The organism is Streptomyces sp. M41 (assembly GCF_043673425.1).
GTDB lineage: Bacteria > Actinomycetota > Actinomycetes > Streptomycetales > Streptomycetaceae > Streptomyces.
Window position 1 is genome coordinate 1 of record NZ_JBIMKE010000033.1, and the last position, 13494, is coordinate 13494.

Annotated in this window: 9 protein-coding genes; 6 read left to right on the plus strand and 3 right to left on the minus strand. The window is 70.7% G+C overall.

What is annotated here, in order from left to right; genetic code table 11:
• Positions 1-207 precede the first annotated feature (207 nt).
• Positions 208-387 carry a hypothetical protein gene (locus ACHBTE_RS30120; RefSeq protein ID WP_394727814.1) on the plus strand — a complete coding sequence of 60 codons (180 nt, stop codon included), beginning with the start codon at positions 208-210 and terminating at the stop codon, positions 385-387.
• A 468-nt stretch (positions 388-855) separates the two neighbouring features.
• On the plus strand, positions 856-2019 hold the full coding sequence (locus ACHBTE_RS30125) for a winged helix DNA-binding domain-containing protein (RefSeq protein ID WP_394727816.1): 1164 nt from the start codon (positions 856-858) through the stop codon (positions 2017-2019).
• A 28-nt stretch (positions 2020-2047) separates the two neighbouring features.
• Here the strand turns inward: ACHBTE_RS30125 and ACHBTE_RS30130 are convergent, their stop codons facing one another.
• Both ACHBTE_RS30130 and ACHBTE_RS30135 read right to left on the minus strand, forming a co-directional pair.
• Entirely contained in the window at positions 2048-2842 is a 795-nt protein-coding gene (locus ACHBTE_RS30130; protein ID WP_394727818.1) for a methyltransferase domain-containing protein, read from the minus strand.
• Between the two features lie 313 nt (positions 2843-3155).
• Positions 3156-4034 carry an LLM class flavin-dependent oxidoreductase gene (locus ACHBTE_RS30135; RefSeq protein ID WP_394727820.1) on the minus strand — a complete coding sequence of 293 codons (879 nt, stop codon included), beginning with the start codon at positions 4032-4034 and terminating at the stop codon, positions 3156-3158.
• A 60-nt stretch (positions 4035-4094) separates the two neighbouring features.
• Here ACHBTE_RS30135 and ACHBTE_RS30140 point away from each other — a divergent pair, with 60 nt between their 5' ends.
• Positions 4095-4472 (plus strand): DUF192 domain-containing protein, encoded by a 378-nt coding sequence (locus ACHBTE_RS30140; RefSeq protein WP_394727822.1) that lies wholly within the window; start codon positions 4095-4097, stop codon positions 4470-4472.
• 17 nt (positions 4473-4489) lie between these two features.
• Here ACHBTE_RS30140 and eccCa read toward each other — a convergent pair whose 3' ends face one another.
• Positions 4490-8467 carry a type VII secretion protein EccCa gene (gene eccCa / locus ACHBTE_RS30145; RefSeq protein ID WP_394727824.1) on the minus strand — a complete coding sequence of 1326 codons (3978 nt, stop codon included), beginning with the start codon at positions 8465-8467 and terminating at the stop codon, positions 4490-4492.
• Positions 8468-8927: 460 nt separating this feature from the next.
• On the opposite strand from eccCa, the gene eccD reads away from it, so the two are divergent.
• The 3 genes from eccD (at position 8928) to mycP (ending at position 13299) form a co-directional block, all read left to right on the plus strand.
• Entirely contained in the window at positions 8928-10403 is a 1476-nt protein-coding gene (eccD, locus tag ACHBTE_RS30150; protein ID WP_394727826.1) for a type VII secretion integral membrane protein EccD, read from the plus strand.
• Between the two features lie 63 nt (positions 10404-10466).
• Positions 10467-12011: a type VII secretion protein EccB gene (gene eccB, locus ACHBTE_RS30155; RefSeq protein WP_394727828.1), complete on the plus strand. Its 1545-nt coding sequence runs from the start codon at positions 10467-10469 to the stop codon at positions 12009-12011.
• Between the two features lie 16 nt (positions 12012-12027).
• Positions 12028-13299, plus strand: a complete 1272-nt coding sequence (gene mycP, locus ACHBTE_RS30160; RefSeq protein WP_394727830.1) for a type VII secretion-associated serine protease mycosin — start codon at positions 12028-12030, stop codon at positions 13297-13299.
• The last annotated feature ends 195 nt before the right edge of the window (positions 13300-13494 follow it).

Consider the following 13494-nt stretch of genomic DNA (forward strand, 5'->3'; position numbering starts at 1 on the left):
TCGACAGGGGGAGAAAGTCATGCCAACTCCGGAGGCCGGGCGCCCCATTGCGGGGCCACCAAGAAGGTAATGGGGGGACGCGGGCGCCTGCGCGAGCCCTCGCGTGGATACAGGTGTGCGCCCCTCGTGCGGGCACAAAAAACGGGCCGGTCCGTGGGGGGGAGACGGACCGGCCCGAGGGGGGGCTTCCACCATAACCCTTCGTAAGTGATGCTGCGCGCATTGGCATGCCACAACTACTCTCCGAAATCGTTCGGCGACGCCGTGGTGGTCGCCGGAGGGGTGCCGGAGGAGTGCCTGAGCGGCGGTTCATGGCGGATTCATGACCGGACCGTGGCTGATTTCCAGGGAAAACGCATGGGGGTGCGGGTGGATCCACAGGATTGAAGAGGGTTTGCCGCCACTTGGGAGCTGCTGGGGGCCGCTCGGCGGCTTGTCCGGGTATCCCTCCCCCGGGTGACCCCGACCGCGAACGCCCGCTTGACGCGGCACACGGCCGGACGAACACGGATTCGATGCGACGCGCGTCCAGCAGGGGTTGGGATGACGGCATCGCACCGCGCAGCCCCCTCCACTGCGCGGTGCCACCGCGCAGCTTTGCGTACGCGAATTACCTTGGTCTGAACTTACGTGAGGGGCGGGGGTAAATCGAGCTGGCCGCCATAACGATGTGGAGAAGGCGAGGGCGCCATCGATGCGCAGGAGATGTGAGGCATTTGGTCATGGATTCCCGGTTTGCACCGTAGTCGGCCAGTCGTCTGTTTCAGTACTGCAGGTGTTCCAGCTGTTCAGCGTCAGGGCGGGAGCGGGGAGCAGCGGACGGCGTCTGACCTACATTCGGCCTAACGTCGCCGTATGAAGAGGGCGATGGCGACTTGGGACGAGGCCAGTGCGCGACGGCTCGGGCGGCAGTTCCTGGACCGGCCCGCGGCGCCCGGCACTGCGCTCGACGAGGTGGTCGGGGCGATGCTGGGCGCCCATGCGCAGGTCCTGTCCGCGGCCGAGGTGTCGGTGGGGGTTCGGGCGGCGGGGGTGACGCGGGCTGATGTACGGGCGGCACTGTGGGAGGAGCGCTCCCTGGTGAAGACGTTCGGCCCGCGCGGAACGGTCCATCTGCTGCCGGCCGCCGAACTGCCGCTGTGGTGCGGTGCTCTGACCGCGATTCCGACGGGCTCGAGCCCGTTCCCGCCGGACGCCCGGGTGACGGAGGAACAGGCGCGGCAGATCGTGACGGCGATCGGGGACGCGCTCGACGGGGTGTGCCTGACCGTGGACGAGCTCGGCGAGGAGGTCGTGGCGCGCACGGGTCCCTGGGCCGGTGACCGGGTGATGGAGGCCTTCCAGGACCTCTGGCCGCGCTGGCGGCAGGTGATGCACCGGGCCGGCCAGTCGGGCGCCCTGTGCTTCGGCCCCGATCGGGGGCGGAAGGTGACGTACACCCGCCCGCCGTCCTTCGATCCGCTGCCCGGGCAGCCGGCCCTGCGTGAACTCGTACGGCGGTATCTGCGCGCCTACGGTCCCGCGACACCGCAGCACTTCGCCAAGTGGCTCGCGGCACCGGCGAGTTGGGCAGCGGGGTTGTTCCGGGAGCTGGCGGAGGGCGGGGAGATCGAGGAGGTCGCCTTCGAGGGGACGGAGGGCGCCTGGGTGACCGCGGGTGACACGGAGTTCGCGGGCGGGCCGGTGCGGGGGGTGCGGTTGCTGCCGTACTTCGACGCGTATGCCATCGCCGCGCAGCCTCGGGAGTCGCTGTTCCCCGGGGAGGCGTACCGGCGAGCGCTGGCGCGAGGACAGGCGGGGAACTTCCCGGTACTCCTCATGGACGGCGTGGTGGCCGGGGTCTGGCACCAGCGGCGCCGGGGTCGTCGTACGACGATCACGGTGGAGCTGATCGGCCGACGGCGCCTGACGGGACGGCAGGAACGGGAACTGGGAGAACAGGTGGAGCGGGTGGGGGCCGTGCTGGAGGCGACGGCGGAGCTGGTGGTGGGGGAGGTGACGGTGGGGCCGCATGCCTGAAGGGTGGCGGGGCCGCGTGCGCGGTCGATCAGGGGCTCGGCTTACGGGCCACGATCAGGTGCCGGGCGCTGTGGGCCACGAAGGGGCCGTCGGACCGGATCTGCTCGTGCAGGGAGCGGAGCTGGGGCTCGTAGGCCTCGACGGTGAAACCGGGCACCATCCAGACGACCTTGCGCAGGAAGTGGACGACGGCCGCGATGTCGAAGAACTCGATGCGCAGCCGCTCGGCCCGCAGGTCGACGACTTCCAGCCCGGCGGCCTCGGCGGCGGCGCGCTCCCCGTCCGGGTGGCGGGCGTCGTGCTGCTCCTCGGAGAGAGGACCGAGGAAGTACTCGACGAGTTCGAAGACGCTGCGCGGTCCGACGTGCTGGGCGAAGTAGCTGCCGCCCGGCTGGAGGACCCGGGCGATCTCGGACCAGTGCGGGCTGACCGGGTGCCTGCTGCTGACGAGGTCGAAGGCGCCGTCGGCGAACGGCAGCGGGGCGTCCTCGGGCGCGGCGACGACCGCGACGCCGCGCGGGGCGAGCAGGGCAGTGGCCTTGGCGATGTTCGGCGGCCAGCCCTCGGTGGCGACGGTGAGCACGGGCGCCTTGGAGGCCCGGCCGAGGGCGAAGTCGAGGACTTCCCCGCCCCCGGTCTGGAGGTCCAGCGCCGTGGTCACGCCGGCCAGCCGCTCGGCCAGGGAGACGGCATACCCCCAGCTGGGCCGCGCCTCGGTGGCCCGGCCCTCGAACCACGAGAAGTCCCAGCCCTCGGTCGGCACGGCGACGCCCTCCGCGACCAGTGCTTCGAACGACCCGCTCGACCCGTTGCCTTGTCCCATGCGGTCATGATCGCAGGACACCGTCTGTGGCCGCTGCGGGTTTTCGACGCCGTGAGGAAGGGTGGCGTGCGGGCCGCTGCCTTATGAGCAGGTGCGGCGGCCCATGCCCGCGGTTGGGCTCGAGCACTCTTGCTCGGTGTAGGTGGCGCTGGGGGATCATCCACGCCATGACGAAACCGACGCACGGGCCTGCACCGACGGGCAGGTCGGCAAGGGCGGCGGGCCGGCCGCGGGCGCGGGCGGGCTGATCCGGGGCACAGCGAAGCCAGTCCACGGCGCGGCCGAGCTGCTCCGTCCGCACGGGCGGGCAGCCCTACGGCACCAACGGCCGCACTTCCTCGGCCACGAACCGCACGAAGCCCTCCGGGTCGGGCTCGTCCCCCGTCGGCTGAAGGACCACGGTGTCGGCCCCGGCGTCCGCCAGCCGCTGAACCGCCTTGGCCACCGCGCCCGCGTCGCCGGCGGCACCGAGGCCCTGGACGGATCCGAGTCCCTCCGCGGCGAGCTCGGCCTGGAGGCGGGTGGGCCCGTCGGCCCCGGTGGCGGTGAGCAGATAGACGACGACTTGATGCCGCTCGGCACCAGCCCGCCCTGTCGACTCCCGTCCCTCCTCGATGAGTTGCCGGGCCCGGCGGACGTCCTCGGCCGTGCTGGACGCGGTGAGCAGCGTCCCGTCGGCCAACGCTCCCGAGAGCCGCAGCGAGCGGCGCCCGGTGACGCCGGCGATGACGGGCACCGGCTCGGCGGGCGGCCAGTCGAGGGCCACGTCGCCGAGCGTGACGTACCGCCCCTGGACGTTCAGCCGCTCCCCTCGCAGCAAGGCGCGCAGCGCTTCGAGATGCTCCTGGAGCAAAGTCAGCGGCGACTCGACCCGAGCCCCGACCTGCCCCATCCAGTCCTGCACGCCGTGCCCGACGGCGACGATGGGACGGCCCGGGAACATGCGGTGCAGGGTGGCGGCCTCCATGGCGGTGACGGCGACGTTCCGCAAGGGCACGGGCAGCAGCCCGATGCCGACCCTGACCCGCTCGGTCCAGGCGAGAGCGGCGGCGGCACTTGAGATCCCACCCTCCCGGAAACAGTCCTCCCAGAGCCACAGCTCCTCGAGGCCGGTCTCGTCGGCGATGCGGGCGACTGATCGGAGGCGTTCGGGGGCGAGTTGGGGGCGGAATACCGCGCCGAGTCCGGTCATGCGAGTCTTCCTACCCGGCCCCGACAGGGCGGACAACTTCTTTCGGGCGGAGGTACCGGGATGGGCGGGCGGTGGCGTGGTGGGCTGCGGGACGGTCGGGGAACGCTCACCGTTCACGGCGAGGGGGGCGAGGTGCGCGTACCGCTGGAGATCGCCACGTCGTACCGCGCCCGCACCCGTGGCCTGCTGGGCCGTGACTCCGTGGACGGCGCGATCCTCCTCTCACCCGCCAACAGCGTGCATACCTTCGGCATGCGGATCCCCATCGACGTCGCGTACCTGGACCGGCATCTGAAGGTCATCGCCGTCCGCACCATGTCCCCGGGCCGCCTCGGCCTGCCCCGCCTCCGCTCCCGGCACGTCCTGGAGGCGGAGGCCGGGGTGATGGCGGCGGGGTGGGGGGTTCGGGTCGGGGTTCGGGTGACCGTGGACGCGTGACCGGCGCGTGCACGCCCTCACGGCTGCTCCTGCCCTCCCATCAGCCCTGTCTGCACCAAGAGGTTCCCTCGCTTCCGGGAGACGAAGATGCCTCGGCCCTCCGGCATCTGGCGAGGGCGTACGTTGCCCAGGATGTCGCCCTCGTTCGGATCGCCGGAGAGCACCACGCCCTGCGCCCCGAGCTCCTTGACGCGTTGCATGAAGGGTTCGTACGAGGAGCGTCCGGCGCCCGCGGTGTTCCGGGCGGCGATGAAACGGATGCCCACATCGCGGGCGAAGGGCAGGAGTTCCGTGAGCGGGGCGAGTGGGTTGCCGCTGGAGGTCGACACCAGGTCGTAGTCGTCGACGACCACGAACACGGTCGGGCCGCTCCACCAACTGCGTTCGCGGAGCTGGTCGGCCGTGACGTCGGGCGACGGAGTACGGCGTCGCATCAGGTCCGCCAAGGCTTCCACGTGGTGGTCCATGGCGTTGGACATGGGCACGTACTCGGCCAGGTGGGATGCCGGGGTCGCGTCGAGAAGCGAGCGGCGGTTGTCGATGACGAAGAGCTTGCAGGAGTCCCCGTCGTGCACATCCGTCAGCTGCTTGATGAGCAGGCGCAGCAGGTTGGACTTGCCGGACTCGCTCTCCCCGAAGACGAGGAAGAACGGATCCTGGTCGAAGTTGACGAATACGGGTTCCAGGTTGTTCTCGTCGAGGGCGAAGGCGACACCGCGGTCCGGAGACGAAGGGCCCGCCGACAGCTCCGCGAGCGGGAGACGGAGCGGCAGGAGACGGACCGCGGGTGCGCCGGGCACGGTCCAGTGGCGGGCCAGGTCGCGGCCCATGGCGGCGGTCGCCTCGGAGAGTTCGCCGTCGGAGTGGATGCCGTCGATACGGGGCACCGCCGCCATGAAGTGCAGTGCCTCTGGAGTGAGCCCCCGCCCGGGCACGCCCGCCGGGACGTTTCCGGCCGCCTTGCGGTCCAGTTCGGAGTCCATGGTGTCGCCGAGCCGCAACTCGAGGCGGTTCATCAGCAGGTCCTTGAGGTTGGCGCGGACCTCCATGGCACGGGACGCGGTGAGGATCAGATGGATGCCGTAGCCGAGGCCCCGCGCGGCGATGTCGAGGACGGCCGCTTCCAGGGCTTCGTATTCGGTGCGGAAGTTCCCCCAGCCGTCGATGACCAGGAAGACATCCCCCCAGGGCTGGTCCGCCACCGAGATCTCACCGCGTGCCCGCATCCTCCGGTACGTGGCGATGGAGTCGATGCCCGCGCTGCGGAAGTACTCCTCGCGGCGCGACATGATCCCGTACACCTCGGCCACCGTGCGGCGGACCCGCTCCGGGTCCAGGCGTGAGGCGACCCCGCCGACGTGTGGCAGTCCGGAGACGGCCGACAGGCCGCCACCGCCGAAGTCCAGACCGTAGAACTGGACCTCGTGCGGAGTGTGGGTCAGCGCGAAGGCCGAGACGACCGTCCGCAGGAGCGTCGATTTACCCGACTGCGGGCCGCCGACGATCTGCATGTGGCCCGCGGCACCGGAGAAGTCCCGGTAGAGCGTGTCGCGCCGCTGCTCGAAGGGCTTGTCGACCACGCCGAGCGGCACGACGAGGCGGCCTGCGCCCTGATAGCCGGGCTGGGTCAGGCCCCGGCCCTCGACGCCGGCGAGTCCGGGGAGCAGGGCGTCCAGCGACGGCGGGTTGTCCAGCGGTGGCAGCCACACCTGGTGCGCGCCCGGACCTTGCCCGGCGAGCCTGCGGACGACGACGTCGAGCACGGTCTCGGCCTGCGCGTCGTCACCGTCCCCCGCCCGCGGGTCCGGCACCTGCGTGCGCGGGTCCGGCTGGACGTGGTGCACGGGGACGGGCGCCGCGGTGAACGGCACGGGACGGCGGTCCACCGGCAGCGGACCGTCCGCGCTCGTGCCTCGGGCGGAGAGGGGCCGGTGCGCGCCGGACACGTAGGCCGCCTTGAAGCGGACCATTTCGTCCGTGCCGTACTTCAGATAGCCCGAGCCGGGGATGTTCGGCAGGTGATAGGCGTCCGGGACGCCCAGCGCCGCGCGGGACTCCGCCTCGGAGAACGTCCGCAGACCGATGCGGTACGACAGGTATGTCTCCAGGCCGCGCAGGCGGCCTTCCTCCAGTCGCTGCGAGGCCAGGAGCAGATGGACGCCCAGGGAGCGGCCGATGCGGCCGATCTGGACGAACATGTCGATGAAATCCGGTTTGGCGGCGAGAAGTTCGCTGAACTCGTCGATGACGAGGACGAGGGACGGGATCGGTTCGAGGGCGGAGCCCAGCGAGCGGGCCTTCTCGTAGTCGTGGATGTTGGCGTAGTTGCCCGCCTTGCGGAGCAGTTCCTGGCGGCGGTTGAGTTCGCCGCGGATCGAGTCGCCCATGCGGTCCACGAGGGTGAGGTCGTCCGCGAGGTTGGTGATGACCGCGGCGACATGCGGCAGATCCGCCATACCGGCGAAGGTGGCACCGCCCTTGAAGTCCGCGAGGACGAAATTGAGGGTCTCCGAGGAGTGGGTCACCGCGAGGCCGAGCACAAGAGTGCGCAGCAGTTCGGACTTACCGGAACCGGTGGCGCCGACGCACAGACCGTGCGGGCCCATGCCTTCCTGGGCGGCTTCCTTCAGGTCCAGCATCACCGGGGTGCCGTCCTCGCCGACACCGATGGGCACCCGCAGGCGTTCGGTGCGCGTGCGTGGGCGCCAGGTCCGGCTGACGTCCACGGATTCCGCGTCGTCCAGGCCGAGGAGATCGGTGAACTCCAGATTGGCGAGCAGTGGCTCGTCGGAGTCGCTGCCGGACGCCATGTACAGCGGGGCGAGTTGGAGAGCGAGTGCCTCGGCGGCCTCCTCGCCGAGGCGGTCGGGGGTGCCTTCGTAGGCCAGGCCGCCTCCGGACTCCAGGCGCAGCGTATGGGGGTGCACCACGACGGAGAGACCACCGCGTGCCCCGGTGAGTCTGCCGGGCACGACCTCGACGATGGTCACTCCCTGCAGCCCCTCGGCCGCTGCCAGCACCGACAGCGGCGACAGTGCCGCTCCGTCCAGCACGACGACGATGTGCGGCTGTTCCAGGAGCGGCTGGCCGCCGCCCTGGAACCGGGGCCGGCCTTCCAGCCGCTCCTTGAGCAGCAGCTCCAGGTCTGCCGCGTCGGTCGTGATCAGACGGCGGCTGCCCGCTCCGTCGCTGCCTTCGGTCTGGACGTGCGGCAGCCACTTGGCCCATTCCCAGTGCTGGGCGGTGTCCTGCCCGGCCGCGATGCCGATGACGAGGTCGTCGGGAGAATGCAGCGAGACGAGGGAGGCCACGACGGCACGTGCCGACGCACGGACGCACTGCTCGTCCCCGCTGATCGTCAGGTGGTAGAAGGCGCGCAGCGAGATCGCCATGGGCAGACCTTCGAGGGTGCCGTGCGCTGTGAGGAACTGCTTCATGGCCCCGGCGGTGAGCGGCTCCAGCTCGTCCACCGGAGCGGTCTCGGGCGCGATCAGTGCAGTGGCGAGCTGCTGGGTGCCCAGACCGATCCGCACCTGCCCGAAGTCGTCGTCGCTGATGCGCCGCTCCCAGACCCGGCTGCCCTCGGCGACCAGGGCCCACAACTGCTCGGGAGCCGGGTGCAGATAGAACTGCGCGTCGCGCTGCATTCGGGCGGTGGTCAGCACCGCACGTCGGGTTTTGGCCAGGTACTTCAGATAGGCCCACCGCATGTCGGCGAGCTCGCCCTGGGTGCCCCGCCGGTAGCGGACGAGCATCGCGATGCCCATCGCCACCGTCGACGCGATCATCACCATGCCCATGATGCGCATGATCGGGTTGGGCGTCATGAAGAAGAAGACGACGGAACCGCCCATGCCCAGCATGGGAAGCAGCTGCATCAGCACGCCCTCCTGCTGCCCCCGGGGCAACTCGGGCGGGGATTGCAACTGCACCGGATCGGCGGGCACCTCGGCGGGCAAGGCCCTGGTCGGCCGTTTGACGATGATCTGGCTCAAAACTGACCCGTCCCCCTAACGGACTGAAGAGCCCCTTGTCCGCACCCCCGTGGCGCCGACTCCATCCGCCTTGGATGCTACTGGCGACCACTGACAGTGCGGGCGATAGGGTGGCGCAACGCGCGTGCGCACCAGCGAACGACCAACGGGCTCGGTGCCGTTCACGGTGATGCCGAGTGAATCCGAGTGAGCCGGACGCGCGCAGGGGAGGGCGGCGCGGCCCGCGATTTCGAGAAGCACCGCGAGGGGGAGCAGGGACGTGTCCAGGACGGTTCGATCGGCCGGAGACGCGGGGAACACGGGTGGTCACCCGGGATCGGGAGTACAGCCCCGGTCGGGAGCCCAGGCCGGGCCGGGGGCTCGTTCAGGACCGGGGGTCCATCCAGGACCGGGAGCGCAGACAGGACCGGGAGCGCAGACAGGACCGGGGACGACCGGACCGCGCCTGACAGGGCCGGAGATGGCCGGTCCGGGGCTCCCGACCACCCGCAGCACCGGCTTCCGCCGGATCATCGTGGCGGCACCCGACAGCCGCGTCGACGTGGCGCTGCCCGATGACATTCCGCTCGCTCACCTGCGTCCGGAGATCCTGCGCCTGTCGGGTCAGACCCCGGCACCGGGCGCCCCGGTCGGGTACCACCTGGTGCGCCGCGACGGGACGGTACTCGACGAAGGGCGCTCGCTGGCCGCGCAACGCGTCGTCGACGGCGAGTTGCTGCTGTTGCGCCCCTTCTCCGACTCCCTCCCTCCGGCGGTCTTCGACGACGTCTCGCACGCCACCGCCGGCGCGGTCACCCGCGACCGCGCACTGTGGAACGACCAACTCCTGCGAAGTGCCGGCCTCTTCGCCACCACCGTCCTGTTGGTGCTGCTCGCCTTCGTCGCGTGGAGCTCCGACATCCGGCACGACATGCACGGACTCGCGGGCATCGTGACCGCGGTCTCGGGCGTCGTACTCCTGGCGATCGCCGCGGTACGCGCGCGGGTGTACACGGACCGTGGCTCGGCCGTGGCCTTCGGCACAGGGGCCCTCGCGAACCTGGGCGTCGCGGGCAGCGGGCTGGCGGCGCTCCCGGCCGGCGAGGGAATCGGCCGGCTGCATTTCCTGCTCGCCTGCGCTGTCGTGCTGGTGGGGTCGGTGGTGCTGGTGATCCTCACACCGAGCGGCGACGGGCCGTTCGTCGCCTTCGCCTTCGCCTCGGCCATCGGCATGCTGCTGACGTTCGTCTCGATCCTCACCGAGATGCGGCCGGTCGAGTCCGCTGCTGTCTGCTCGCCGCTCGCCGTGGGCACGCTCGCGTTCCTGCCCGGTCTCGCCACCCGTTTCGCCCGCCTGCCCATCGGCTTCGATCCGCCCCGTACCGCAGCCGGAAGTGACTACGCCGAGGACGACGAGGCGGAACCGGCCGCCGCGATCGACGCCGAACGGATCGCGGCCCAGGCGCGACGCGGCCACGAACTGCTGATGGGCCTGGTCGGCGGCTGTGCGCTGGTCGCCACGGGAGCCGCCGCGGTGCTCGGGTTCTCCGACGGTCTCTGGGCCCAACTGCTCGCCCTCACCACGGGCCTGGCCCTGCTGATGCGCGCCCGTCTGTTCCGGCACGCCGTCCAGGTGGGCTGCACTCTGGCCGCCGGTCTCGCCTCGCTGGTCCTCCTCGGACTCGGCCTCTCCCTCAACCCGCCCGCGCGGATGGTCCTGGAGGCACTGCGGGGCGACGACGCGGCGCTGGACATCAGGCTGATCTGGCTGGCGGTCGCGGTGGCCGTCGTCGCCGGGACGATCGCAGCGATCGCTCTGGTCGTCCCCAGCAAGGGGGTCACCCCGTTCTGGGGCCGGTTCCTGGAGATCGCCGAGACGTTCGTCCTGCTGACGCTGCTGCCGCTGTGTCTTGCGGTGTTCGGCGCGTACCACGAGATGCGCTCGCTCTCCTCCTGAGAGCAGGGTCGTACACGACCTGAACCGATGATTCGACCGACGGGGGAAAGAGGCACCTTAACCATGGCATCACGGCGCGACGAGCTCAACGCCTACACCTTCGCGCGACGGCGGCTGGTCGGGCAGTTCCTGCAGCCCAACCCGAACGGCACGGAGGAGGGCTGGCCACGCCCCCTGCGCGCGGTCGTGCCGGGTGCGGTCATCGCGGCGGTCCTGCTCGCGGGCTTCGGGGCCTGGGGCATGTTCAAGCCCGCCGCACCGCGGAACTGGGACAAGCCCGGGGAACACATCATCATCTCGAGCAAGTCGACCACGCGGTACGTGATTCTGACGACCGACGACAAGACACAGCTGCACCCGGTGCTGAACATGTCCTCGGCGAAGCTGCTGCTCACGCCCGACAAGGGCAAAATCATCAACGTCGACGAATCCGTCCTCGACAACGGCGAGATCCCGCACGGCCCCACCCTCGGCATCCCCTACGCCCCCGACCGGCTGCCGGACTCGGGGGAAGCCGGCTCGAAGAAGCGGTGGGCCGTCTGCGAGCGCCCCGGTGAAGGGGGCCGTGCCATCCAGAAGGCCGCGTTCGTCCTCGCCGAGCGCGACATGGACCGGACCGAGGGTACGCAGCGGCTGCGCGGCGGCGAGCTGATGTACGTGGCGGGCCCGGGCCCGGACCGCACCCGCTACGTCGTCGACGCCAAGGGCACGGCGTACCCCGTGAAGAACGAGGAACCGCTGCTGCGCCAGATCGTCGGCGAGAACCGGGAGCCCCAGCGGGTCTCGGCCGGCTGGCTCAAAACCCTGCACAAGGGCGACACCATCACCTTCCCGCGGATCCAGGACACCCCCGGCGTCGACGCCGGAATCCAGGGCACGCTGCCGGAAGAGGCGAACAGGGTGGGCATGGTCCTGGAGGCGCCGTCCGGCACCAGGATGCAGAAGTACGTCGTCCTGCGCGGGCGGGTGGCGCCGGTCTCCGACTTCATGGCCAAGCTTCTGCTCAGCAGCAAGCAGCTGGACGAACTGGGGCAGGCGAGCCGGGCGATGCCGGTCAATGCCATCAGCTTCACACCCGGAGAGCCGTTCGGCGCGGAGCGGACCTGGCCCCAGCAGGAACCGAAACCGGTCAACTCGCCCGGCAGCGCCAAGAACGGCCGCAGCACACTCTGCAACGTCCTGCGCGACGTGGACGAGGACCGAGGTGGCACGACCCTGAGCACCTGGGCGGGCACGGAATTCCCCGCCCCGCTTCCCACCGGTTCTAGCAGCGCGTACGTCACCCCCGGATCGGGCCAGTTCTTCCGCCAGTTCACGGGGTCGTCGACCCGCTCCGGCTTCTTCTTCCTGGTGACCGACACCGGCCTGCGCTATGCGATGCAGTCCAACGGCGACAGCGAGACGGACGACGCGGGCATCGGTTCCTCAGGCTCGGCCGCCGAGAAGCGCAAGCAGCGCGCGGAGGCGTTGCTTGAGGCCCAACGGGCGCAGGACCGTCTGGGCTACCAGAATGTGACACCGGCTCCGATCCCGGCCGCGTGGTCCGCGTTCCTGCCGACGGGACCGCGGCTCTCGTCGGGGGCGGCGCGGCAGCCGCAGGGCTCGTGAGGGGGCGGGCGTAGGAATGCGTACGCATCGCTGCCCGAGGCGCCCGGAGGGGCGGTGGAGCCACGCCCGCCTTCTCGCCGGAGCGGGGGCCGTCGCCTCCGTGCTCGTCGGCGTGCCGCCGGCGCCGACGGCCATCGCCGCAGATCAGTGCACCTTCGACGGTAAGCCGTACGAGGGCCGCCCATGGGCCTTGCAACGGGTCCTGCTGGACGAGCTGTGGGAGCAGTCGATGGGCGAGGGAGTGCGGGTCGCGGTCATCGACACGGGTGTGGACGTGAAGCATCCTCAGCTCACCCGGGCGGTGGAGGCCGAGAGCGGCCGCAACTTCCTGCCGAAGAACCTGACGGACGACAACGGCAACAAGATCGAGCGCGGCAGCGAGAACGGCACCACCGACGTGGTGGGCCACGGCACGAAGATCGCGGGAATCATCGCCGCCCGGCCGGTGAAGGGCACGGGCTTCGTCGGCCTGGCTCCCAAGGCGACGATCATCCCGATCCAGCAGAACGACGCCGAGGGCCACGGCGACACCGAGAGCCTGGCCAAGGCCATCGACTACGCGGTCAGTGAGGCGAAGGCCGACGTCATCAACATCTCCCAGGACACGGCCGACGCGGTCAGGCCCTCGCCCCGACTGGCGCGGGCGGTCGAGAACGCCTTGGCCGAGGAGATCGTCATCGTGGCCTCAGCGGGCAATGACGGCCTCGGTGGCAATGTGAAGAAGACCTACCCGGCGTCGTACGAAGGCGTCCTGGCGGTGGCCGCCGCGGACCGCAACAACGAACGCGCGGCCTTCTCCCAGTCGGGCGAGTTCGTCGACGTCGCCGCCCCAGGCGTCGACATGGTCTCCACCGTCCCCGGCGGCGGACACTGCGCGGACAACGGTACGAGCTTCTCGGCGCCCTACGTCGCCGGCGTCGCGGCCTTGATCAAGGCCAAGCACCCCCGGTGGACGCAGGAGCAGATCACCGCCCAGATCATGCAGACCGCGGAACGCTCCATCCCCGGTCACGACCGCCTGGTCGGCTGGGGCGTCGTCGACCCCGTGCGCGCCCTGACGGAGGACGACAAGCCGATCGAACACCCGGTACCGAGCAACGCGGGCACCGAGCGCGCCGAGGCCCCCACGGTGGCCCGACTCCCCCTCGGTGAAACCCCGCAGGAGCGTGCCGTCAGGCTGGGGACCTATGCGGTGGTGGGCAGCCTGGTGCTGGTGGCTGTCATCGGGGGCGGGGCGGTGGCGGTACGGGACGGCAGGCGGAACAGGCGGAGCAGGACGGCCGGATAGCGCCGCCGGGCGCGCCGAGAAGGCTGTTGGTCCTGTCAGTGGCGGTGGTTAGAGTGATGCGCGTGCAATCGGTGACGTTTCCGTCACCGCGATCGCAATGACCGGCGGTCGTAGCAAACGGGGGGGGGTGACCGTCATGCCATGTGCCAGTGATGCATGTGATGCCGGCGATGCTGGCAGCGCTGGTGATGCCGG

Excerpts from the sequence above, each read along its gene's own strand:
- ACHBTE_RS30125 (WP_394727816.1), top strand. The coding sequence starts at position 856 with ATGAAGAGGGCGATGGCGACTTGGGACGAGGCCAGTGCGCGACGGCTC.
- ACHBTE_RS30130 (WP_394727818.1), bottom strand. The coding sequence starts at position 2,842 with ATGGGACAAGGCAACGGGTCGAGCGGGTCGTTCGAAGCACTGGTCGCG.
- ACHBTE_RS30135 (WP_394727820.1), bottom strand. The coding sequence starts at position 4,034 with ATGACCGGACTCGGCGCGGTATTCCGCCCCCAACTCGCCCCCGAACGC.
- ACHBTE_RS30140 (WP_394727822.1), top strand. The coding sequence starts at position 4,095 with ATGGGCGGGCGGTGGCGTGGTGGGCTGCGGGACGGTCGGGGAACGCTC.
- eccD (WP_394727826.1), top strand. The coding sequence starts at position 8,928 with ATGGCCGGTCCGGGGCTCCCGACCACCCGCAGCACCGGCTTCCGCCGG.
- eccB (WP_394727828.1), top strand. The coding sequence starts at position 10,467 with ATGGCATCACGGCGCGACGAGCTCAACGCCTACACCTTCGCGCGACGG.
- mycP (WP_394727830.1), top strand. The coding sequence starts at position 12,028 with ATGCGTACGCATCGCTGCCCGAGGCGCCCGGAGGGGCGGTGGAGCCAC.